The organism is Streptococcus castoreus DSM 17536 (genome assembly GCF_000425025.1).
Lineage (GTDB): Bacteria > Bacillota > Bacilli > Lactobacillales > Streptococcaceae > Streptococcus > Streptococcus castoreus.
The window spans coordinates 38,149-60,884 of the sequence record NZ_AUKZ01000010.1 but is presented as its reverse complement, the minus strand read 5'-3'; the positions used below and the strand labels follow the sequence as shown (position 1 = coordinate 60,884).

The 22,736-nt window shown below is 37.3% G+C and carries 21 protein-coding genes and 1 pseudogene; 19 read left to right on the top strand and 3 right to left on the bottom strand.

Annotated features, from left to right (window positions below; all coding sequences use genetic code 11):
- Window positions 1–370: pseudogene (locus tag H346_RS10620) on the top strand (hypothetical protein); the annotation flags it as partial.
- Between the two features lie 150 nt (window positions 371–520).
- On the opposite strand, the gene H346_RS0104525 reads toward H346_RS10620, so the two are convergent.
- Both H346_RS0104525 and H346_RS0104520 read right to left on the bottom strand, forming a co-directional pair.
- Window positions 521–1,459 (bottom strand): FAD:protein FMN transferase, encoded by a 939-nt coding sequence (locus tag H346_RS0104525; protein WP_027970048.1) that lies wholly within the window; start codon window positions 1,457–1,459, stop codon window positions 521–523.
- Window positions 1,460–1,498: 39 nt separating this feature from the next.
- A complete protein-coding gene (locus H346_RS0104520) occupies window positions 1,499–1,684 on the bottom strand; it encodes a 4-oxalocrotonate tautomerase (protein ID WP_027970047.1) in 186 nt (61 codons plus the stop codon).
- Window positions 1,685–1,846: 162 nt separating this feature from the next.
- On the opposite strand from H346_RS0104520, the gene H346_RS0104515 reads away from it, so the two are divergent.
- The 11 genes from H346_RS0104515 (at window position 1,847) to nox (ending at window position 13,295) form a co-directional block, all read left to right on the top strand.
- The gene (locus tag H346_RS0104515) at window positions 1,847–2,428 is read left to right on the top strand and encodes a thymidine kinase (protein WP_027970046.1); all 582 of its coding nucleotides are present in this window, start codon (window positions 1,847–1,849) and stop codon (window positions 2,426–2,428) included.
- A 42-nt stretch (window positions 2,429–2,470) separates the two neighbouring features.
- Complete coding sequence (gene prfA / locus H346_RS0104510; RefSeq protein ID WP_027970045.1) at window positions 2,471–3,550, top strand: peptide chain release factor 1; 1,080 nt, start codon at window positions 2,471–2,473, stop codon at window positions 3,548–3,550.
- Window positions 3,550–4,389 carry a peptide chain release factor N(5)-glutamine methyltransferase gene (prmC, locus tag H346_RS0104505; protein WP_027970044.1) on the top strand — a complete coding sequence of 280 codons (840 nt, stop codon included), beginning with the start codon at window positions 3,550–3,552 and terminating at the stop codon, window positions 4,387–4,389. The genes prfA and prmC overlap by 1 nt, the downstream gene beginning before the upstream one ends.
- A complete protein-coding gene (locus tag H346_RS0104500) occupies window positions 4,373–4,963 on the top strand; it encodes an L-threonylcarbamoyladenylate synthase (RefSeq protein WP_027970043.1) in 591 nt (196 codons plus the stop codon). The genes prmC and H346_RS0104500 overlap by 17 nt, the downstream gene beginning before the upstream one ends.
- A gap of 12 nt (window positions 4,964–4,975) precedes the next feature.
- Window positions 4,976–5,407, top strand: coding sequence for a GNAT family N-acetyltransferase (locus H346_RS0104495; protein ID WP_027970042.1), 432 nt, complete (start codon window positions 4,976–4,978; stop codon window positions 5,405–5,407).
- 11 nt (window positions 5,408–5,418) lie between these two features.
- The gene (gene glyA / locus H346_RS0104490) at window positions 5,419–6,675 is read left to right on the top strand and encodes a serine hydroxymethyltransferase (protein WP_027970041.1); all 1,257 of its coding nucleotides are present in this window, start codon (window positions 5,419–5,421) and stop codon (window positions 6,673–6,675) included.
- A 3-nt stretch (window positions 6,676–6,678) separates the two neighbouring features.
- Window positions 6,679–7,653: a nucleoid-associated protein gene (locus tag H346_RS0104485; protein ID WP_027970040.1), complete on the top strand. Its 975-nt coding sequence runs from the start codon at window positions 6,679–6,681 to the stop codon at window positions 7,651–7,653.
- Window positions 7,654–8,256 (top strand): lysozyme family protein, encoded by a 603-nt coding sequence (locus H346_RS0104480; RefSeq protein ID WP_027970039.1) that lies wholly within the window; start codon window positions 7,654–7,656, stop codon window positions 8,254–8,256.
- A gap of 9 nt (window positions 8,257–8,265) precedes the next feature.
- The gene (locus tag H346_RS0104475; protein ID WP_027970038.1) at window positions 8,266–9,993 is read left to right on the top strand and encodes an ABC transporter ATP-binding protein; all 1,728 of its coding nucleotides are present in this window, start codon (window positions 8,266–8,268) and stop codon (window positions 9,991–9,993) included.
- Window positions 9,990–11,735, top strand: coding sequence for an ABC transporter ATP-binding protein (locus H346_RS0104470; protein WP_027970037.1), 1,746 nt, complete (start codon window positions 9,990–9,992; stop codon window positions 11,733–11,735). The genes H346_RS0104475 and H346_RS0104470 overlap by 4 nt, the downstream gene beginning before the upstream one ends.
- A 189-nt stretch (window positions 11,736–11,924) precedes the next feature.
- Entirely contained in the window at window positions 11,925–13,295 is a 1,371-nt protein-coding gene (gene nox / locus H346_RS0104465) for a H2O-forming NADH oxidase (protein WP_027970036.1), read from the top strand.
- A gap of 534 nt (window positions 13,296–13,829) precedes the next feature.
- Here nox and H346_RS0104460 read toward each other — a convergent pair.
- Complete coding sequence (locus H346_RS0104460) at window positions 13,830–14,813, bottom strand: L-lactate dehydrogenase (protein ID WP_027970035.1); 984 nt, start codon at window positions 14,811–14,813, stop codon at window positions 13,830–13,832.
- Between the two features lie 190 nt (window positions 14,814–15,003).
- Between H346_RS0104460 and gyrA the strand changes: the two genes are divergently transcribed.
- The 7 genes from gyrA (at window position 15,004) to H346_RS0104425 (ending at window position 22,725) form a co-directional block, all read left to right on the top strand.
- The gene (gene gyrA, locus H346_RS0104455; RefSeq protein ID WP_027970034.1) at window positions 15,004–17,490 is read left to right on the top strand and encodes a DNA gyrase subunit A; all 2,487 of its coding nucleotides are present in this window, start codon (window positions 15,004–15,006) and stop codon (window positions 17,488–17,490) included.
- 6 nt (window positions 17,491–17,496) lie between these two features.
- Window positions 17,497–18,261, top strand: coding sequence for a class A sortase (locus H346_RS0104450; protein WP_027970033.1), 765 nt, complete (start codon window positions 17,497–17,499; stop codon window positions 18,259–18,261).
- A gap of 89 nt (window positions 18,262–18,350) precedes the next feature.
- Window positions 18,351–18,764 carry an SMU1112c/YaeR family gloxylase I-like metalloprotein gene (gene gloA2 / locus H346_RS0104445; RefSeq protein WP_027970032.1) on the top strand — a complete coding sequence of 138 codons (414 nt, stop codon included), beginning with the start codon at window positions 18,351–18,353 and terminating at the stop codon, window positions 18,762–18,764.
- Window positions 18,765–18,911: 147 nt separating this feature from the next.
- On the top strand, window positions 18,912–19,847 hold the full coding sequence (locus H346_RS0104440) for a metal ABC transporter solute-binding protein, Zn/Mn family (RefSeq protein ID WP_027970031.1): 936 nt from the start codon (window positions 18,912–18,914) through the stop codon (window positions 19,845–19,847).
- Window positions 19,844–20,299, top strand: coding sequence for a pneumococcal-type histidine triad protein (locus H346_RS0104435; protein ID WP_027970030.1), 456 nt, complete (start codon window positions 19,844–19,846; stop codon window positions 20,297–20,299). The genes H346_RS0104440 and H346_RS0104435 overlap by 4 nt, the downstream gene beginning before the upstream one ends.
- 242 nt (window positions 20,300–20,541) lie before the next feature.
- Entirely contained in the window at window positions 20,542–21,501 is a 960-nt protein-coding gene (locus tag H346_RS0104430) for a DUF1002 domain-containing protein (RefSeq protein WP_027970029.1), read from the top strand.
- Window positions 21,502–21,798: 297 nt separating this feature from the next.
- Complete coding sequence (locus tag H346_RS0104425; protein WP_027970028.1) at window positions 21,799–22,725, top strand: metal ABC transporter solute-binding protein, Zn/Mn family; 927 nt, start codon at window positions 21,799–21,801, stop codon at window positions 22,723–22,725.
- Window positions 22,726–22,736 lie beyond the last annotated feature (11 nt).

The following is a 22,736-nucleotide window of genomic DNA, read 5'->3' as shown; positions in this document are numbered from 1 at the left end:
TGATGATGCACAACTTCCTGATACATCAGGAGAAACTCAACCTCCGGTAACAGGCGAAACTCAACCTCCATCAGGTGGAAAAGATGATGGTGCCCAACTTCCTGATACATCAGAAGAGACTGAAGATCTTGGTGGTTCTCATAGCGGTTCATCAGAGACCGACGATGACTATACTAAAGGATATAGAGATGGTTATACAGAGGGCTATAAAGACGGTTACTATAGTAAAGGAAATAAAGGAGAGTTTCCTAAAGGTAAAATAGGTAAAGGCTATGGTTTAGGATACAATGATGCTTATCAATCGGGCTATATAGCTGGAAAAAAAGATAATGATGAAGATAAAGCTTATCGACCTATAGTTCCAGTCTAAAGATAGCTACTAGATAGGTGTTGGCTAACAAAGAAGTGTATCTTGAAAATTCTAGAACAATTTCTTAATTTATCAAATAAAAATCATCTTAGGATCTTAAACGTTAAGTGAAGTCGCTAAAAAACAGTTAAGTATTGCTTAACTGTTTTTTTAGTTATAAATGAGTTGAAAACGTTGGTTTAGCCCATTAGAAATAGCGATGCGACTGTCTGTTGTCACAATGATTCCTTCAATAGAATCAAGGGTATTTAAGTGATTAATAACCGCCAAACTATCAAGACCAAATAGGCGAGTCGCCCATATATCACAATCAAGTGACGAAGGGGCAACAATGGTTAAACTTGCCATGTCTGTCTCAATAGGATAACCTGTGTGTCGATCCAAAATATGATGATAATCTTTGTTGTTAACCTGTAAATGCCGTTCATAAATACCAGAAGTCACGACTGACTGGTTGTTTCCTTTGATAATACCGAGATTTTGCCCTCTTTTTCCGTCAGGTCTTTGAATACCAATGTAAAAATAAGCATCTGCTCTTTTGGGATTGGGACCATGAACGAGGACATTTCCCCCTAGATTGATGAGAGCAGATTCAATGCCATCTTCGATAAGATGGGTCATCAGTTTATCGGCAATGTATCCCTTAGCAAGAGCACCTAAATCTAGTGCCATTCCTTTCTGGCTTAGGAATACGGTTTGGTCTGATTGGTTTAAAATAATCTGATGAGGGTCAGTCATGGCTAATGTTTGTGAAATGATGTTTGGGTTGGGAACTTTAGCATCTGGAAAACCGATTCGCCAAGCTTGTACCAAAGGACCAATAGCAATATTAAGATTACTTAGACTTGCTAGGCTATGCGCCTTACCAATCCTTATTAAATTAAATAAATCTGGGTGAACAGTCACTGGTTTGACACCCGCTGCTTGGTTAATAATCATTAATTCAGAGTCAGAATCGTTGGCGGAAAAACGATTTTTATAGATGGCTAATAGATCTCGAATCTTATTAATTTGTTGGAGAGATTTATTGGATTTGATTTGAATATCAATAATAGTTCCCATCAGCTTTAACTGATCAATAGCAAGCATGCTGAATCTCCTTGTCAGAAGTTCTTGTTGGTAGAAAAATCAGTTTTTAGTTTTCATTTCACCTTGCGGGAAGTAAGTTCCTTCTGGCATATCATTAATAAACACATGAATAGCTTCTTTGGGAGCATTGGTGATCCGTGAGACAACCTCAGTCACTTCACGTGCAAGTTGATTTTTTTGTTCTTGATGACGACCTTCAAAAAGGTCAATGGTGATAAATGGCATAAATAGTCTCCTTTTTAGTTATGATGTTTATTTTACCATGATATTAAAGAATTTCCCATATTTGATGATCTGATCTGGCGTTTTTTTAAAGAAGTTAATCGCCAAATAAAGACAATTATGATAGAATAGACAGGACAAAAGTAGAAGGTAGGACTCTCCATTTTGGCACAATTATATTATAAATATGGGACAATGAATTCAGGCAAGACCATTGAAATTTTGAAAGTGGCACACAATTATGAAGAGCAAGGAAAACCTGTAGTGATTATGACAAGTGCCCTTGATACACGTGATGGTTTTGGAGTGGTTTCTAGCCGTATTGGTATGCGGAGAGAAGCAATCCCTATTTCAAGTGAGATGGATATCTTCACATTTATTGCCCAAATGGATACAAAACCTTATTGTGTTTTGATTGATGAATGCCAGTTTTTAAGCAAGCAAAATGTGTATGATTTGGCACGTGTAGTCGATCACTTAAACGTACCAGTCATGGCTTTTGGGTTAAAAAATGATTTTCAAAATGAATTGTTTGAAGGTTCCAAATACCTTTTATTGTTAGCCGATAAGATTGATGAAATTAAAACCATCTGCCAATATTGCAGCAAAAAGGCAACGATGGTATTGCGAACAGAAAATGGAAAGCCTGTTTATGAGGGAGCTCAAATTCAAATTGGAGGCAATGAAACCTACATTCCAGTCTGCCGCAAACATTATTTTCATCCCCCATCACAGCAGAAAACGTAGTAATGCACAAGAAAGCGTAAGAAGAGGAGACCATTATCCCGAATGACTATTTATGACCAATTACAAGCCGTCGAAGATCGTTATGAAGAACTAGGCGAGTTGCTTAGTGATCCAGAAGTTGTATCAGATACCAAACGTTTTATGGCCTTGTCAAAAGAAGAGGCTAGCACACGTGACACTGTAATAACATATCGTGAGTACAAACAGGTGATTCAAGCCATTACTGATGCCGAGGAAATGATTAAGGATGCCAGTGGTGATCCTGAATTAGAAGAAATGGCAAAAGAAGAATTGAAAGAGTCTAAGGCAGCTAAAGAAGAATATGAAGAAAAGTTGAAAATTCTCTTATTGCCAAAAGATCCAAATGATGATAAAAATATCATTTTGGAAATTCGTGGTGCAGCTGGTGGTGATGAGGCAGCTCTTTTTGCAGGTGACCTTTTAACCATGTACCAAAAGTTTGCAGAGAGTCAAGGTTGGCGCTTTGAAGTTATGGAAGCTTCTTACAATGGTGTTGGTGGTATAAAGGAAGTTGTGGCTATGGTTTCAGGTCAGTCTGTTTATTCCAAGTTAAAATACGAGTCGGGTGCTCATCGGGTGCAGCGTGTTCCTGTTACTGAGAGCCAAGGGCGTGTCCATACATCAACGGCTACAGTTTTAATTATGCCGGAAGTTGAAGAAGTTGAGTACGATATTGATCCAAAAGATCTTCGTGTTGATATTTACCATGCCTCAGGTGCAGGTGGTCAAAATGTCAATAAGGTGGCAACAGCTGTGCGCATGGTTCACATTCCGACAGGGATTAAGGTTGAAATGCAAGAAGAGCGGACACAGCAAAAAAACCGTGATAAAGCGATGAAGATTATTCGTGCACGTGTGGCTGATCATTTTGCTCAAATTGCTCAAGATGAACAAGATGCTGAGCGTAAATCAACAGTTGGTACAGGTGACCGTTCTGAACGCATTCGTACTTATAATTTTCCACAGAATCGTGTGACCGACCACCGTATTGGGTTGACCCTACAAAAATTGGATACCATTCTATCTGGGAAAATGGATGAGATTATAGATGCTCTTGTCATGTATGATCAAACACAAAAATTGGAATCACTCAGCAACTAATGAATTACGCTAGATTAATGAAAACTTATGAAGATAAGTTAGAAAACATAGGTGAGGATCGCGAAAACCTCTCCTATGTTTTTAAGGAGATGAAAGAGTGGACCAGTTTAGATTTTCTGCTTCACCAAAATCAAGAAGTTAACACAAAAGACAAGAAACTCTTAGATCAAATTTTTAAGGCATTAAGCCAGCATTTATCTCCTCAATATATTACAGGAAAGGCTTATTTTCGAGACTTACAGCTTGCAGTGGACCAACGCGTATTAATTCCAAGACCAGAAACAGAAGAATTGGTTGACTTGATTCTAAAGGAAAATGCAGCTTCTCATTTGACTGTTCTTGATATTGGAACAGGCAGTGGGGCAATTGCCATTTCTTTAAAAAAAGAAAGACCTGACTGGCAGGTAACAGCTTCTGACATTTCAAGTGATGCCCTTAGCTTGGCTCAAGAAAACGCAGGAAAAAACCAAGTTGACTTGACTTTTATTGAATCGGATGTTTTTAGCCATCTTTCAGGAAAGTTTGATATTATTGTGTCTAATCCTCCCTATATCGCCTACGAAGATCAAGATGAGGTAGGTCTCAATGTCTATCAATCAGAGCCACATGTAGCCCTTTTTGCAGCAGAAAATGGTTATGCGATCTACCGAAGAATCATTCAAGAGGCGAGTGCTTATTTGACTAAAGAAGGGAAATTATATTTTGAAATTGGTTATAAGCAAGGGGAAGGAATAAAAAGATTCTTACAAGAGTGGCTTCCCCAAAAACGGGTGCGTGTGCTGTGTGATCTTTTGGGAAAAGAAAGGATGGTGGTTGCTGATTATAGAACAGTTAAATAGAATTATTGAATCTGGTGGTGTTCTTGTTTTACCAACTGAAACGGTTTATGGACTTTTTGCTAAGGCTTTAGATGAAAAAACTGTTAATTTGGTTTATGATTTGAAACATCGTCCCCGTGATAAAGCTATGAATCTTAACGTTTCAGATTTTAATAGTGTATTAGCTTTTTCAAAAGAACAACCAAGATACCTCAAAAAACTTTATCAAGCGTTTTTACCCGGTCCCTTAACCATTATTTTGAAAGCTAATAATCGTGTCCCACATTGGATTAATTCGGGATTACCGACAGTTGGTTTCAGGGTACCAAGTCATCCCGTCACAGCAGCCTTAATTCAAAAAACAGGTCCTCTGATTGGGCCTTCAGCTAATTTATCAGGTACAGCTAGCGGTAAACGATTTGAATGTATTCTGCAAGAGTTCGAGTTTAAAGTAACTGGCTATGCTGATGATGCATTTTTGACTGGTCAAGATTCGACTATTTTAGATTTATCAAGTGAGCATGCGGTTATTTTACGTCAAGGTGCTATCACTAAAGAAGAATTATTGGTGAAAGTCCCTGAACTTCATTTTTAGGAGGTTCTCTCTATGTTGAGACCATTAATTAAAAAAGATTGTCCAGCTCTCCAAGAGATTAATACTCAAGCTTTGGGTTATGGTGTTTCCTTAGATTTGTTAGAAAAACAATTTAATCATTTGATGAAAGATAATCACCATTATTTTCTTGGCTATGTTGATGAAAAAACGGATCAGTTGTTGGGATATGTTCATGCTGAGCGTTACGAGACGTTTTATTCTGATAGTGGTCTTAACCTATTAGCACTAGCAGTTTTACCTAATTATCAAGGAAGGGGAATAGGGCGTACTTTACTAGAAGCCATGGAAAATCTTGCTGTTAAAGAAGGATTTGCTTTTATTCGTCTTAATTCAGCCAGTCACCGCAAAGAAGCCCATGCTTTTTACCGCAATCTCGATTATGTGGGTGATAAAACACAATTACGATTTATAAAGATGTTGTAAAGGAGATGACAATGATTTTTGACAGAGAAGATTTTGAAGATTTTGATCAAGACCTTTGGGATGCTATTCATGCTGAAGAAGAAAGGCAAGAACATAATATCGAACTAATCGCTTCTGAAAATATGGTCTCAAGGGCGGTTATGAAAGCACAAGGTTCTGTTTTGACCAATAAATATGCAGAAGGCTACCCCGGCAATCGCTATTATGGGGGAACAGAATGCGTGGACATTGTTGAAAATCTTGCTATCGAACGTGCCAAGAAACTCTTTGGGGCTTTGTTTGCAAATGTTCAAGCGCATTCAGGAAGTCAGGCAAATGCAGCGGCATATATGGCACTGGTTGAACCAGGAGATATTATTTTAGGAATGGACTTGGCAGCAGGTGGTCATTTGACACATGGGTCACCAGTGAATTTTTCAGGAAAAACCTACCATTTTGTGGGATATTCAGTAGATGCTGATACTGAAATGTTAGATTATGATGCGATTTTAGAGCAGGCAAAGGCGGTTCAACCTAAATTAATTGTAGCTGGAGCTTCTGCTTATTCTCGTACCATTAATTTTGAAAAATTTCGTGCCATTGCCGACCAAGTTGGAGCCTATTTAATGGTTGATATGGCTCATATTGCTGGTCTTGTGGCTGTGGGCTTACATCCTAATCCAGTTCCTTATGCCCACGTCGTAACATCAACTACTCATAAAACGCTTCGAGGTCCTCGTGGTGGTTTGGTCTTAACTAATGATGAAAGCATTGCTAAAAAAATAAATGCTGCCATCTTTCCTGGTTTGCAAGGAGGACCACTTGAGCATGTGATTGCTGCTAAGGCAGTTGCTTTTAAAGAAGCACTTGATCCAACCTTTAAAGATTATGCACAAGCTATTGTTGCTAATACAGCAGCTATGGCAGATGTTTTCGCTCAAGATGACCGTTTCCGTCTCATTTCAGGTGGTACAGATAACCATGTCTTTTTGCTTGATATTACAAAAGTCATTGCTAATGGAAAACTTGCACAAAATTTACTTGACGAGGTTAATATTACGCTTAACAAAAATGCTATTCCTTTTGAAACATTATCGCCTTTTACAACATCAGGCATTCGAATCGGCTGTGCTGCTATAACTAGTCGAGGAATGGGTGTTGACGAGAGTAAGACTATTGCTCACCTTATCATCAAAGCTTTAGTTAATCATGACCAAGCTGCTATTCTTGAAGAGGTTCGTCAGCAAGTACGCCAATTAACTGATGCTTTTCCACTTTATAAAAAATAAAACATGTTAGATATTTATATAAAACGTATTGTCATTCATCAATTTTCTCCAAATGATACAGAATTGGTGTTATCCGATCGGTTAGTAGCGATAACGCCAAGAATTGATGATTATTTCCGAAAAAAATTAGCCAAAGTTTTCTCAGATGATGCCAAAAGAGGTCAGTTTGAAGCTGATAATCATTTTTTTACCACTATTAATGATGACCTTTTAGAGACATCTGTCACAGTTGCTCAGTTATGGAAAGAAGAATTTGTCATTTTACAAGATCAAAAAATTAATGATTTAATTTTTATTCAATTTGATAAGGGGGGTGACACTTTCTTTGCTTTCTTACGAATTGCTTTAAAAGAACGAGTTGCTCATCTTTCTGATAATTATGAAAATCCATTTATTGTTACACAAAACAATTTGCCAAGTCCGACGCAAGCACCAGATGAAGCTTTAGTTATCAATCTTAAATCTGGTTACTATTATCTCATCGAAAAAAGGGTCAAGCATAATGGTAGTTTTGCCAATTATTTTTCTGAGAACCTGTTAAATGTAAAACCCGAACAATCTGTTAAAAAATCAATCAAAGTGATTGAACAAACAGCGCAAAAAGTTGCGAAGAATTTTAATCAAGATGATTTTGCTTTCCAATCAAAGATGAAGTCAGCGATTTTTAAAAATTTGGAAGAAGAAACCCTGTCTCCAGAAAGATTAGCAGATCAGTTATTCGATGATAATTTAACCGCTCGTCTAACCTTTGTGGATCAAGTCAAGGAAACTATTCCAAAACCCATTCAGGTAAGCGATATTGATCATTCTCGGCAAATTAAGAAATTAGAGAGTCAAAAACTTTCTTTGTCAAATGGAATAGAATTAACGGTACCAAATGCTATTTATCAAGATGCCGAATCGGTTGAATTTCTATTAAATGATGACGGGACCTATTCTATTTTAATTAAGAATATAGAGGATATTAAAACAAAATAAATGTTTAAATTTTTTAAGCGTGTCATTGGTTTCGTTCTTCTTCTTTTTCTGTGTTATCAAGCTTTTGTAATTCATCATAATGTTCATCGTGTGCTTGAGTATAAACCCATGGTTGAGAAAATCTTGGCTGAAAATGATACCAAAGCCAATGTTGATCTAGTGTTAGCTATGATATATACAGAAACCAAAGGTGGCAAAGCGGATGTCATGCAATCCAGCGAAAGTAGTTCAGGAAAAAAAGACTCTATTACAAATAGCCAAGCAAGTATTGAGCATGGTGTTAGTCTGCTCTCTCATAATCTTGCCGTAGCAGAAAAAACAGGTGTTGATTCTTGGACAGCTGTTCAGGCTTATAATTTTGGGACTGCTTATATTGATTATGTTGCCAATCACGGTGGTCAAAATACCATTGATTTAGCCACTGCCTATTCTAGAGATGTCGTGGCACCAAGTCTTGGCAATACAAACGGTCAAACTTACTTTTATTACCATCCTCTAGCCCTCATTTCTGGAGGCAAACTTTATAAGAATGGTGGTAACATTTATTATTCACGAGAAGTTCATTTCAATCTCTATTTAATTGAACTAATGAGTCTTTTCTAGAAAGTTATGATGAAACGATTATATCCATATATGAAAGGGTACCTCAAAGAAATTATCTTGGGTCCTTTTTTCAAATTATTAGAAGCCTTATTTGAATTATTAGTTCCTTTGCTTATTGCTCATATGATTGATGTCGAAATTAGCCAGCGAAATGGTCAGGGGATCTTTGCAGTTGTGCTGCAATTAGTTCTTTTATCAGCCATAAGCTTAGTGTTTTCTAGTACGGCTCAATATTATTCTTCAAAAGCAGCAGTAGGCATGACAAGACAGCTAACTGATGACCTGTTTGAAAAAATTATGTTTTTGAATAAGGAACAACAAGATCATTTAGGCTATGCTAGTCTGTTATCTCGCTTGACCAGTGATAGTTTTCAAGTCCAAACAGGTATTAATCAGTTTTTACGTCTCTTTTTGAGAGCTCCAATTATTGTCTTTGGTGCCATTCTTATGGCATATTTAATCAATAAACAGGTAGCTTTGCTTTTTATCATAATGGTTATTATTCTGCTGGTTCTTGTTTTTTTCATGTCTCGTTTATTAGTTCCGCTCTATCTGCGTATTCGACAAGGGACAGATCACTTGGTACGTCTGACCAGTCAGCAATTACAAGGAATTCGTGTTATCAAGGCATTTAATCAAACAAGGCAAGAAATTACCCAATTCAATCAGCAAAATCAGAAGTTAAGTCGAGATCAATATAAGGCTGCAACGCTTGCTAGTTCATTAAATCCCATAACTTTTTTTGTGGTTAATATGACGTTACTGCTCTTAATTTGGCAGGGAAATTTGCAAATTTCTGAGTCTTTACTTAGTCAAGGGATGTTGGTGGCTTTGATTAATTACTTGTTACAGATATTGACTGAGCTCTTGAAAATGACCATACTGATGGGAACAATTAATCAAAGTTTGACAGCGGTTAAGCGTATTAATCAAGTGATTGATCTAGCTAATGATTCTTCTTCACCAATAAAAGAACAGATCAATTCTTCTTATTCTAATTTATTAACTATTGAACATTTGACCTTTACTTATCCTAGGGCAGCCAAGCCTAGTCTGTATGATATTCACTTTAGGGCTAAGCAAGGAGAATGGATTGGGGTTATTGGTGGAACAGGGGCAGGGAAAACCACTTTGGTAGATCTTATTTGTCAGACTTATCCTCGGTACGATGGGCATATTGTGCTGAATTGGCATGGGAAACACCTCAAATCATTAGCAGATTGGCGAGATTTAATCGCTTTAGTTCCACAAAAAGCACAGCTATTTCAAGGAACAATCCGAAGCAACCTCTTGCTTGGTCAAAATGACCCCATTGCTGATGATCAGCTTTGGCGAGCTCTTGAAATAGCACAGGCTAAAGCATTTGTGGCTGCCTTACCAAATCAATTAGAATCATCTGTTGAAGCTTTTGGTCGTAATTTTTCAGGTGGTCAGCGCCAGCGTTTAGCCATTGCAAGAGCTATTCTTATTCCTAAGCCCATCCTTATTTTAGACGATGCAAGTTCTGCTTTGGATAATCTGACACGTGTGCAGCTATTTAAAGCCATGAAACGAAACATTAAAGATTCCTTGGTGATTCTAGTAACGCAGTCCGTCAAGAATTTGCAGTTTACAGATAATATTTTGTTGTTAGATCAAGGTTACCAGATTGGCTTTGCTCGTCATGAACAGCTAAAAGCAACTAATTCGCTTTATCAAGAAATGTTAGAACTTCAAACGAAGGGAAAGATCAAATGAAAACAGCAGATCAAACACTCTTGAAGCGTTTGCTTCATGATTTGTTAAATCGTCCCCTTTACGTCTTTATTCTTATGTTGGCAAGCCTTTTACAGGTCAGTTTAAGTGTTTACTTACCTGTTTTGATCGGAAAGGCAGTTGATATTAGTTTGCTTGATCGGAATTGGCAATCGTTAAAGTATCTTTTATTGCAAATGACCCTCGTCATTTTGCTGAATACTTTTAGCCAGTGGCTGACTCCCTTGTTGTATAATCGTTTACTTTATGCTTATAGCCAACGGTTGAAAGATGCGCTTATGGTTAAGTTACACCACCTTCCGCTTGCCTATCTTGATCAGCAAAGTATCGGGGATTTGGTTAGTAGGGTTACAACAGACAGCGAACAATTAACCAACGGTTTACAGATATTTTTTAATCAGTTTGTTATCGGCTTATTAACGCTTCTTTTTACCATTTTTGCCATGGCAAGAATTGACTGGTTGATGTTATTTCTAGTTTTGTTTTTAACACCAATCTCTCTTTTCTTAGCAAGGTTTATTGCTTGGAAAAGTTATTATTATGCTCAAGCACAAGCAAAAACTAGAGGGAATCTTGCTCAATTTACAGAAGAGATGATTCGTCAAGAAGATTTGGTACAGGCTTTTAATGCGCAAGAGCAAGCCATCCAGAACTACCAATTTTTAAATAAAACCTATTGCGGTTATTCCCAATATGCTATTTTTTATGCGTCAACCGTCAATCCTACAACGCGATTTATTAATAGTATTAGTTATGCGTTGCTTGCTGGTCTAGGAGCTGTTCGTATTATGGCTGGGCTTTTCTCAATAGGACAGCTCACTACATTTTTAAATTTTGTCGTACAATACACAAAACCTTTTAATGACATTTCATCCGTTATGGCAGAGATACAGAGTTCTTTAGCCTGTGCCCAGAGACTTTATAGTCTTTTAGATATAGAAATAGCAGAGCAACAAAATTCTTTGTTACAAACTCCATCAAGCATTAAGGGGCAGATTACATTTGAAAGTGTTTATTTTTCTTATCAAAAAGATCGTCCTCTTCTTCAGAATATTTCCTTTTCTGTTCCAGCCGGCTCTCGAGTGGCAATTGTGGGACCAACAGGAGCCGGAAAGTCAACACTGATTAATTTGTTAATGCGGTTTTATGATTTAGATGCTGGACACATTTGCTTGGACCAGGTCGCCATTAATCACTATGCCAAAGAAGATTTTCGAGACATTGTGGGTATGGTTTTGCAGGAAACTTGGTTAAAGGACGCCACCATTCATGAATTAATTGCTTATGGAAGTGAAAACGTTAGTCGAGAAGAAGTGATTGCAGCAGCCCAAGCAGCCAATGCGCATTTTTTTATTAGGCAACTTCCTAACACTTATGATACTTACTTAACGGATTCGGGGGATACCTTGTCTCAGGGACAAATTCAATTACTAGCTATCGCTAGAATGTTTTTGAAAAAGCCAAAAGTTTTAATTTTAGACGAAGCAACTTCCTCGATTGATAGTCGAACAGAAAATTTAATTCAAAAAGCCCTTGATCAGCTAATGCAAAATAGAACCAGTTTTATTATTGCTCATCGTTTGTCAACGATTCAAACAGCTGATTTGATTTTAGTGATGGACCAGGGACGGATTGTTGAGTGGGGGAAGCATTCCGAATTGATGGCAAAAAAAGGATTCTATTTTAGATTACAGAAAATAGATGAAAAGCCATCTTTTAGTTAATTAGCAGAATTTTGTGGGAGCTGATAGGGTGTGTTTTGTGAAATAGGAGACAATAGTTTATAACGAAATGGACAGCTAGAGGTATTGACAAAGAAAAACGTAAAAAGAGTGAGCAATATATTTGGAAGCGCTTTTTGACTATGATATAATAGAGTTCTAATTAATATTGTGAAATGAGGAACAAAGTATATGAGTAAAATCGTTGTTGTTGGTGCGAACCACGCAGGTACCGCTTGTATTAAAACCATGTTAACGAATTATGGTGATGCTAATGAAATTGTGGTATTTGACCAAAACTCAAATATTTCATTTTTAGGTTGTGGCATGGCACTTTGGATTGGTGAGCAAATTGCCGGACCGGAGGGACTTTTTTATTCTGACAAAGAAGAATTAGAGTCACTCGGCGCTAGAGTCTACATGGAATCACCGGTTCAATCCATTGATTATGATGCCAAAACAGTAACAGCGCTTGTCGATGGTAAAGAGCATGTTGAGACATATGAAAAATTAATTTTTGCGACAGGCTCACAACCAATCTTGCCACCAATTAAAGGTGCTGAGATCAAAGAAGGCTCTCTTGAATTTGAAGCAACCCTTGAAAATCTTCAATTTGTGAAATTATATCAAAACTCAGCTGATGTGATTGCAAAACTTGAAAACAAAGACATTAAACGTGTGGCCGTTGTTGGTGCAGGTTACATTGGTGTTGAACTTGCTGAAGCTTTCCAACGTAAAGGCAAAGAAGTCGTTTTGATTGATGTTGTTGATACTTGTTTAGCGGGATACTATGACCGTGATTTGACGGATTTAATGTCTAAAAACTTGGAAGACCATGGTATTCAATTAGCCTTTGGTGAAACAGTCAAAGAAGTTGCCGGTGATGGTAAGGTTGAAAAAATCATTACAGATAAAAATGAATATGATGTAGATATGGTTATTCTTGCTGTTGGCTTCCGTCCAAACACAGCGCTTGGTAATGGTAAGATTGAACTTTTCCGCAATGGGGCATTCCTTGTTAACAAACATCAAGAAACCTCTATTCCGGGTGTTTATGCTATCGGTGACTGTGCAACGATCTATGATAACGCAACACGTGACACAAACTATATTGCTCTTGCCTCAAACGCTGTTCGTACAGGTATTGTAGCGGCTCATAACGCTTGTGGGACAGATCTTGAAGGAATTGGTGTGCAAGGGTCAAATGGTATCTCAATTTACGGTCTTCACATGGTATCAACTGGTTTAACTCTTGAAAAGGCTAAATGTCTTGGTTTTGATGCTGCAGTGACTGAGTATACTGATAATCAAAAACCTGAATTTATTGAGCATGGTAACTTCCCAGTAACGATTAAGATTGTTTACGATAAAGATTCTCGTCGTATCTTGGGCACTCAAATGGCAGCGCGTGAAGATATTTCAATGGGTATTCACATGTTCTCACTTGCCATCCAAGAAGGGGTGACTATTGAAAAATTGGCATTGACAGATATTTTCTTCTTGCCACATTTCAACAAACCTTACAATTATATCACAATGGCAGCGCTTAGCGCCAAAGAATAAGTTTGGGAATTAAAAATAGCCTATCTCTCCTAGAAGATCAGGCTAGTCGGAACGTAAACAAACGTACCGTATCTAAAGAAATTATCAAATTGGTTTTGCAACCCACTTGATATAAACTCCTAGAGGACCTGTTACAGCAATCTTTCTAGGAGTTTTAATTTTTCATTTACAAAGAAAAAAGATTGACGAAACTATCCAAACGGGACTTTTTCTTCACTTTTTGTGGAGAAAAAACAGGGCAGAATTGCTTTGGTGGATTAGGAGATCGGCTATCATTTCAAAATAAAACCTTGGCTTGGGATAAGAAAAAGAAGAAATAAACTTTTTGGTGAAGTAATAGCAAAAAATTTGTCAAATGACAAGCAACTGATTTGTGTTATACTCTTTATACATCGTCATGGCTTTCTAGTTGTTTTGTGGTTATTATAATTATAAACCATGGCATAGGAAAACGAGCATCTCCAACTGCGGAAATGCCCGTTTTTTGTGTTCGGAAGTTAGTTTTTGCCCAGCCTCTTAAAATAGGGATGAAAATTAGTTTTTAGCAGCTTTTGCAAATTCTTCTTTAGCAAATGCTTCGTCAATGATAGCTTTTAATTGGTTAGCAGAAGCTTGCATTTTTTGTAATTCAGCATCGTTTAGAGGGATGTTAACTGGGCGAACAATTCCATAAGCACCAACAATGGCAGGTTGACCAATATAACAATCTTCAACACCTTCGTACTGACCTTCTTGGAAAACAGAAAGTGGGAGGACTGCATTTTCATCATCAAGAATAGCCTTTGTAATACGCGCTAAGGCAACTGCAATTCCATAGAAAGTAGCCCCTTTTTTGTTAATGATAGAATAAGCAGCATCACGTACAGAGATGAAAAGATCAACCAAGCCTTGCTCATCAACATCACGATTTGCTTGAAGCCAATCGTAGAGACCAACACCTGCCACATTGGCGTGTGACCAAACTGCAAATTCTGAATCACCATGCTCACCCATGATGTAAGCGTGGACTGAACGAGCATCCACACCAATTTTAGCCGCAAGTGCTTGACGGAAGCGTGCTGAGTCAAGTGAAGTCCCTGAACCAATAACACGCTCTTTAGGGAAACCTGAAAATTTCCATGTTGAATAAGTCAAGACATCTACAGGATTAGCAGCAACAAGGAAAATTCCATTGAAACCAGAAGCAACAATTTGCGTAACAACTTCTTTGTTGATACGAAGATTTTTCTCAACGAGGTCAAGGCGAGTTTCACCTGGTTTTTGAGGGGCACCAGCAGTTAGGACAACAAGATCTGCATCATGACAATCTGAGTATTCAGCGGCATAGATTTTTTTAGGGGATGTGAATGCAAGTGCATGGCTTAAATCTTCCGCATCTCCTTGTGTTTTTTCTTTGAAAATGTCAATAATACCAAGTTCTTGTGCAATATTTTGCGTTACTAATGCAAAAGCGTATGACGATCCAACGGCACCATCACCGACCAAGATTACTTTTTTATGTTGTTTAGTTGCAGTCATTTCTAAACATCTCCTTAAATTTATTAGAGCAACAGCCCGTACGACCTTATTTTAACATATTGCCATGTGTTTGTCATGGAATTCAGAAAAATAATGAAAATGGTTTTCTGAAATCGTTACCAATAAGAAAAAATACGGATTTTGTGATATAATAAAACGTAGTATTGACTAGAAAAGGAGCATTCCTTAAATGCAAGATAGAAATTTAATTGACGTCAATCTGACAAATGAAATGAAAACAAGTTTCATTGATTATGCCATGAGTGTTATTGTGGCTAGGGCATTGCCAGATGTACGTGATGGTTTAAAACCTGTTCATAGACGGATTCTTTATGGAATGAATGAACTAGGAGTTATGCCTGATAAACCACATAAGAAGTCAGCGCGTATTACTGGTGATGTTATGGGTAAATACCACCCACACGGAGATTCTTCTATTTACGAAGCGATGGTTCGTATGGCGCAATGGTGGAGTTACCGTCACATGCTTGTTGATGGTCATGGAAACTTCGGTTCGATGGATGGTGATGGCGCAGCGGCGCAGCGTTATACCGAAGCGCGGATGAGTAAAATTGCTCTGGAACTTTTACGAGACATCAATAAAAATACTGTTGACTTTCAAGATAACTATGACGGAAGTGAAAAAGAACCTTTAGTTTTACCAGCACGTTTTCCTAATTTGTTAGTCAATGGTGCCACTGGTATTGCAGTTGGTATGGCAACCAATATTCCGCCTCATAATTTGGCAGAATCTATTGATGCTGTTAAAATGGTGATGGAAAATCCTGATTGCACAACTAGAGAGTTAATGGAAGTTATTCCTGGACCGGATTTTCCAACTGGTGCCCTTGTTATGGGACGATCAGGAATTCATAGAGCCTATGATACCGGTAAGGGTTCTATCGTTTTAAGATCACGTACTGAAATTGAAACAACCAAAACAGGTCGTGAACGTATAGTTGTTACAGAATTTCCTTATGGCGTTAACAAAACGAAAGTGCATGAACATATTGTTCGCTTAGCACAAGAAAAACGCATTGAAGGCATTACAGCTGTTCGTGATGAATCTAATCGTGAAGGTGTTCGCTTTGTGATTGAAATTCGTCGTGATGCTTCCGCCAACGTCATTTTAAATAATCTCTTCAAATTAACCAGTCTTCAGACCAACTTTAGTTTTAACATGCTGGCTATCGAAAATGGTGTCCCCAAAATTTTATCGCTGAGACAAATTATTGACAATTACATTCGTCACCAAAAAGAGGTTATCACTCGTCGGACGCAATTTGACAAGGACAAGGCTGAGGCAAGAGCTCACATTTTAGAGGGACTGTTGATTGCCTTAGATCACTTAGATGAAGTGATTGCTATTATTCGAAACAGTGAAACAGATGTTATTGCTCAAACCGAACTGATAGCACGTTTTAACTTATCAGAACGTCAAAGTCAAGCGATTTTAGATATGCGTTTGCGCCGTTTGACAGGCTTGGAACGGGATAAAATTCAAGCTGAATACGATGATTTACTGGCACTAATTGCTGATTTAGCAGATATTTTGGCGAAACCAGACCGTGTTGTTGCTATTATCAAGGAAGAGATGGATGAGATTAAGCGCAAGTATGCTAATCCACGTCGGACAGAATTAATGGTCGGAGAAGTACTCTCTCTAGAGGATGAGGATTTGATTGAAGAAGAAGATGTTTTGATCACTCTATCGAATAAAGGTTATATCAAACGGTTAGCTCAAGATGAATTTCGTGCTCAAAAACGTGGGGGACGTGGAATCCAAGGGACAGGTGTCAATGATGACGATTTTGTCCGTGAATTAGTTTCCACTAGTACCCATGACACGTTGCTGTTCTTCACCAATTTTGGACGTGTTTATCGCTTAAAAGCCTATGAAATTCCAGAATATGGTCGAACTGCCAAAGGTCTTCCGATTGTTAATTTATTAAAATTAGATGATGCAGAAACCATTCAAACCATTATCAATGTGCGAAAAGAAGACGTTACAGACAAGTCATTCTTCTTTACAACCAGGCAAGGAATTGTTAAACGTACGGAAGTTTCAGAATTTAGCAATATTCGTCAAAGTGGACTGCGTGCCTTAAACCTTAAAGAAGGAGATCAATTAATTAATGTCTTGTTGACCGATGGCAAGGAAGATATTATTATTGGTACTCAGTCGGGTTACTCTGTTCGTTTCAATGAGGAAAGCATCCGTTACATGGGGCGTTCAGCTACTGGTGTTCGTGGGGTTAAGTTGCGTGAAGATGATAAAGTTGTGGGTGCCTCACGTATTAACGACACTCAAGAAGTATTGGTGATTACTGAAAATGGTTATGGTAAGCGTACCAATGCCGCAGAATACCCAACAAAAGGTAGAGGGGGTAAAGGAATTAAAACAGCGAATATTACCTCTAAAAATGGGCAATTAGCCGGTCTTGTTACAGTAGATGGTACAGAAGATATTATGGTTATTACTGATAAAGGAGTCATTATTCGGACTAGCGTTGCTAATATTTCACAAACAGGACGTGCAACCTTGGGTGTCAGAGTCATGAAACGTGATGCAGATGCTAAAATTGTCACCTTTGCCCTAGTTCAATCGGAAACTGAAGGCAGCCCTTCAACTGAAATGACTTTAGAAAATACAGAAATAAATGTTAGCGAGGAATAAAAATAAATGGCAAGAAAGCATAGGCGTCAAAAACGCCAAAAAAGAAGAGCTATGTCTTGGGGAAGAAAGTTACTAATTGTAATTCTCTTGATTGTGGGCTTCGGTTTACTCTTTAATAAACCGATTCGAAACACTTTAATTGCTTGGAATTCTAACAAATATCAAGTAACCAAAGTGTCAAAGAAAGCGATTAAAAAGAATAAGAAAGCAAAATCAACTTTTGATTTTCAAGCTGTCAAGCCTGTCAGCACAGAGGCTGTTTTGCGAGCACAGGCTCAGATGGCATCACAGCAGCTTCCAGTAATAGGAGGTATTGCAATACCAGATGTTGGTATTAACCTACCTATTTTCAAAGGATTAGGAAATGTAGAATTGATGTATGGTGCCGGTACCATGAAAGAAGATCAAGTGATGGGCGGTGATAATAATTATTCACTTGCCAGCCATCACATTTTCAATATGGCAGGTTCATCACAGATGCTTTTTTCACCACTTGAAAAAGCCAAAAACGGGATGTCTATTTATCTTACTGATAAAGAAAAGATCTATGAATATGTTATTAACGATGTTTTCACCGTAACCCCTGAGCGTGTTGATGTTATCAATGACACACCTGGACTAAAAGAAGTGACTCTAGTTACCTGTACAGACCTAGAAGCTACGGAACGTATTATTGTTAAAGGACAGTTAAAGACAGAATATGACTTTGATAAGGCGCCAGCCAATGTTTTGAAAGCCTTTAACCATTCTTATAATCAAATTTCTAGTTAACGATAGGTTATTTATCAAGTATTGGATAAAAGTAGGGTTGAGGGGGTCATATTCCTTATCCTACTTTTTCGTTTGAAAGGAGTACTGTCATGAAATTGGATGCTATTCACCATGTGGCGATTATTGTTTCTGATTATGAAAAATCAAAGGAATTTTATGTCAATAAACTGGGATTTCCGATTATCCGTGAAAATTATAGACCGGAACGGCATGATTATAAATTGGATTTAGCCTGTGGTCAGGTTGAACTAGAAATTTTTGGAAATGTCATTAGTGATCCTGCTTATCAAATGCCACCAAAGCGCATTGGTAGACCGGAGTTTGATAGAGAAGCTTGTGGTTTAAGGCATTTGGCTTTTCGTGTAGATAATATTGAAGCTTATGTGGAAAGACTATTAAGCTTAGGTATTCCGGTCGAACCGATCAGATGTGATGATTATACTCATAAAAAGATGACTTTCTTTTTTGATCCAGACGGTCTTCCTTTGGAATTGCATGAGTAAGAGAAGTAATTATTCGTTAATTAAATTGATGGGAGCAAGTGTTTTTGTTTCAAGTTAAGAAACTTTTATGAATTCAAATAATCGGAGATTGACAGGAGAATGGAAGGATGGTATGCTATAGATTATTAACTAGTTAAGAGAGTAAGTATGTTCAAACACACTACATTAATGCTAAGAAGTCTAATAACAGGAATACTGTTGCTTGTTTTATCTGGGTGTCAACAGGTGAGTCAGAAAGAGGCAAATGGTCTTCAAATCAAAACAAGTTTCTATCCTGTATATGCGTTAACCAAAGAAGTTTCTGGAAATTTGAATCAGATTGACTTAGTGGTTAAAAATGTCAGTATTCATGCTTATGAACCAAGTCCTAATCAGGTAGCAAAGTTGTACGATGGAGAGATATTCATTTACCACTCTAGGATTTTAGAAGCTTGGGCAGCAGATTTAGCTCCTCAGCTAGAAAAAAAGGGCATTACTGTCTTAGAGGGAGCTGCTAAATTGCCTTTAGAGAGAGTTCAGGGATTGGAAAAAGTGCCCTTAAAAAAAGGAATGTCTGCTGATTCTCTAAATGATCCTCATACTTGGACAGATCCTATTTTAGCAAGTCAAGAAGCTGATAGTATTGCCAAATTACTAGCGCAGAAAGATCCTGTTCATAAGGATTATTACTTTAAAAATGCAAAGCGCTTTAAACAAAAAGCACAAAAGCTCGTTGATCACTACCAAACCAAATTTGCCAGTCTCTCACATCATACTTTTGTTACTCAGCACACTGCTTTTTCATATTTAGCGAAACGATTTGGTTTAAAACAACTAGGCATTGCAGGGGTATCACCAGAACAGGAGCCTAGTCCGCAACAGTTGGCTGAGATGAACCGTTTCATTAAAAGGTATGGTGTGAAAACAATTTTGATGGAAGAAAATACTTCAGATAAGTTGGCGAAAACCTTGGCGAAAAGCAGTGGAATCGGTATTCAACGCTTGAGTCCTCTCGAAATAGTCCCAAACAATCAGAAGAGCTACCTTGATAATCTTGAAATGAATTTAGAAACACTCTACTGTGTTTTGGAGAAGGAAAAATGAGTAAACGTATCTACCTTAGTTTATTATTGCTACTTGTCTTGTTTGGAATGTCAGCCTGCGGCAGTCCATCTAGTCATTCACATGCTAATAAAAACAATAAAACAAGGCAGCACAGCCATTCTAAAGAAAAAGTATTGAAAGACGAGAATCATAAAACACCGGAACAGATTAATAAAGAAGAAAAAATAGCTGCTGAACAAATTGTTGTTTCTGTTTCAGATGATGGTTTTGTGACATTACATGGGGATCATTACCATTTTTATAATGGAGAGGTGCCTTTTGATAGTTTATTTTCATCGGAATTATTGACTCCAAAAGGTTATCAGTTTAATGCTAGTCATGTTGTGACTGAGATTAATAATGGTTATATCGTTAAAGTTAATGACAATTATTATGTTTACCTTAAGGATCAAAATCGTCGAGAAAATCTTCGGACAGTGAAAGAGAACTAAGCCAATTTTGAATGCCATCATGTGATGATAATGTTATTCTAGTCCTGTGAGGAATTATTCTGACAGGCTTTTTATTTGAAGTTTGGTTGATTGTTTTTTTATCGTTTTCCGAAGATAAAAATGTTACAATAATTCCATTAGATTTTGAAAAAGACAAGTGGATTGGTTAATTATTGCGCCATAGAATTATGCTGTGACATTACCATGACATGGGAAATCCATTTTAATTAAAGAGGTAAAAAATGACGTATGGAAAAAAATTAGTTGTAGGTGCTCTTGTTTTGGCTTCGGTACTAACTGTTCAGACAGCTTATGCAGCGACAAATCAGGTTCAGAATGTTATTGACGAAAGCTACGTTCAGCCAGATTATGTTTTAGGATATTCACTGTCTCCTGAACAAAAAAATCAAACGTTAGCACTGTTAAACTACAATAATGTTAAAGACAAAAAGGTAAAAACGCTCAATACCACTGCCTATGCAGCTATTATGAATGTGGCAGATGATCCAGGTATTCAACTCTATTCTTCTGTACGAATTCAAAAGTTGGGTGCCAAGGAAAGCTTGACAGTTAAGATTGTGACGCCTGAAAATATTCAAAAAGTAACTCAGGATATGTATCGAAATGCGGCTATTACGCTTGGTATCGAACATGCCAATATCCAAGTTGCTTCCCCTATTCCTGTAACGGGGGAATCTGCCTTAGCTGGTCTTTACTATTCTCTTGAAAAGAATGGTGCTAAAGTTCCAGAAGAAAACAAGCAATTAGCTCAGGAAGAATTATCTGCTCTTTCAGGGATTAATGCTGAAAATGCAGGTAAAGCAGGTTATGATGCTGACAAATTAAATGTTGCCTTGACAGATATTAAAGCAGCAATCGCCAAAGGTGGGAATAATCTGACTGAAGACCAAATTCGTAAAATTGTTGAGGATACGCTCAAAAATTATAATTTAACAAAGGTTATAACCACAAACCAAATTAATCTAATTGTTAATTTTGCTAGTCACCTTTCAAATAGTGGTGTGATTACCAATACTCAATTTGTTAAAACCCTAAATACGTTAAAAAATAGCATTGTAAGCAATGCTAAGGGAACTTTTGAACACATTGACCTTAATTTTAATGCTAGTCAAGCTATTGAAGCAGGAAAGGGAATTTGGCAACAAATTGTTGAGTTCTTTAAACAATTTGTTGGTGGCTAAGAAGAAGTAAGAAAATGAAATTAACGCTAATGTTGCCGAGTAAGATTGTTCTCAATAGTTAACTGATAATTCCCAAAAGCTGAGTTTAGATGACTTAGCTTTTTGCTTGGTTAAAAAATTTTTTAAACTAGATTAATTCCTATAAGGCATTGATTTAAAGCCTTTCTTAGTCGTTTTAAAACAAAATAGTCCCTAAAAAGGGGATTGACAAAAAAAACAAAGAGGCATATACTTAACTGGTTAAGAAGCGTTTTGCGCTGATGCTTAACTGATTAATCATTTAGAAAGGAGCTTATCGTGAAAAGAAAATATGTTGCTTTAGGATTTGGTCTTTTATGTTGCTTATTCTTGCCACTCATAACAGCCTGTCAAAAGCAGACAAAACAGGATAAGAGTGGGCTACGTATTGTAACCAGTTTTTACCCAGTTTATGCCATGACCAAATATATTTCTGGAGATTTGAATGATGTCAAGATGATTCAGTCCAAGGCTGGGATTCATTCTTTTGAACCTTCTCCTAATGATGTTGCAGCTATATATGATGCGGATTTATTCATTTATCATTCTCATACTTTGGAAGCTTGGGCAGGTAAACTAGATGCTAATAAACATCATTCAAAAGTTAAAATCATTGAAGCCTCAAAAGGATTGACTTTGGACAAGGTAGAAGGTCTAGAAGATGTGCCTGTGACTGATGGGATTGATCCAGCTAGACTTTATGATCCACACACCTGGTCTGATCCTTTGCTAGCAGCGGATGAAGCAGATATTATTGCAAAACAGCTAGCACGTATTGATCCAAAACATCGGGCTATTTATGAAAAAAATGCCAAAGCTTTTAGAAGTGAGGCTACTGCTATTAATGAAACTTTTCAAGCCAAATTTAAAAAAGTAAAAGCAAGAACTTTTGTGACACAGCACACGGCATTTTCTTATCTTGCCAAACGTTATCAGCTTAAACAGTTGGGAATTGCAGGCATTTCTCCAGAGCAGGAACCGACTGCTAGACAGTTGACAGAAATTAGGGATTTTATTAAAACGTATCGTGTTAAAACAATTTTTGTAGAACGTAATGTATCCCAAAAATTAGCTAAGACTGTTGCTAAAACAACTGGTGTTAAGTTAAAAATGTTAAGTCCGTTAGAAGCTGATCCAGAAAATAATAAGCCCTATTTGGAGAATGTGAAAGAAAACCTTACAATTCTATATCAAGAATTAAAATAAAGGAGGAAACA

Coding starts and splice junctions, on each gene's coding strand:
- prmC (WP_027970044.1), top strand. CDS start 3,550: ATGAATTACGCTAGATTAATGAAAACTTATGAAGATAAGTTAGAAAAC.
- H346_RS0104430 (WP_027970029.1), top strand. CDS start 20,542: ATGACGTATGGAAAAAAATTAGTTGTAGGTGCTCTTGTTTTGGCTTCG.
- H346_RS0104495 (WP_027970042.1), top strand. CDS start 4,976: ATGTTGAGACCATTAATTAAAAAAGATTGTCCAGCTCTCCAAGAGATT.
- gloA2 (WP_027970032.1), top strand. CDS start 18,351: ATGAAATTGGATGCTATTCACCATGTGGCGATTATTGTTTCTGATTAT.
- prfA (WP_027970045.1), top strand. CDS start 2,471: ATGACTATTTATGACCAATTACAAGCCGTCGAAGATCGTTATGAAGAA.
- H346_RS0104520 (WP_027970047.1), bottom strand. CDS start 1,684: ATGCCATTTATCACCATTGACCTTTTTGAAGGTCGTCATCAAGAACAA.
- H346_RS0104460 (WP_027970035.1), bottom strand. CDS start 14,813: ATGACTGCAACTAAACAACATAAAAAAGTAATCTTGGTCGGTGATGGT.
- H346_RS0104470 (WP_027970037.1), top strand. CDS start 9,990: ATGAAAACAGCAGATCAAACACTCTTGAAGCGTTTGCTTCATGATTTG.
- H346_RS0104475 (WP_027970038.1), top strand. CDS start 8,266: ATGAAACGATTATATCCATATATGAAAGGGTACCTCAAAGAAATTATC.
- H346_RS0104450 (WP_027970033.1), top strand. CDS start 17,497: ATGGCAAGAAAGCATAGGCGTCAAAAACGCCAAAAAAGAAGAGCTATG.
- gyrA (WP_027970034.1), top strand. CDS start 15,004: ATGCAAGATAGAAATTTAATTGACGTCAATCTGACAAATGAAATGAAA.
- H346_RS0104435 (WP_027970030.1), top strand. CDS start 19,844: ATGAGTAAACGTATCTACCTTAGTTTATTATTGCTACTTGTCTTGTTT.
- H346_RS0104485 (WP_027970040.1), top strand. CDS start 6,679: ATGTTAGATATTTATATAAAACGTATTGTCATTCATCAATTTTCTCCA.
- H346_RS0104525 (WP_027970048.1), bottom strand. CDS start 1,459: ATGCTTGCTATTGATCAGTTAAAGCTGATGGGAACTATTATTGATATT.
- nox (WP_027970036.1), top strand. CDS start 11,925: ATGAGTAAAATCGTTGTTGTTGGTGCGAACCACGCAGGTACCGCTTGT.
- H346_RS0104440 (WP_027970031.1), top strand. CDS start 18,912: ATGTTCAAACACACTACATTAATGCTAAGAAGTCTAATAACAGGAATA.
- glyA (WP_027970041.1), top strand. CDS start 5,419: ATGATTTTTGACAGAGAAGATTTTGAAGATTTTGATCAAGACCTTTGG.
- H346_RS0104480 (WP_027970039.1), top strand. CDS start 7,654: ATGTTTAAATTTTTTAAGCGTGTCATTGGTTTCGTTCTTCTTCTTTTT.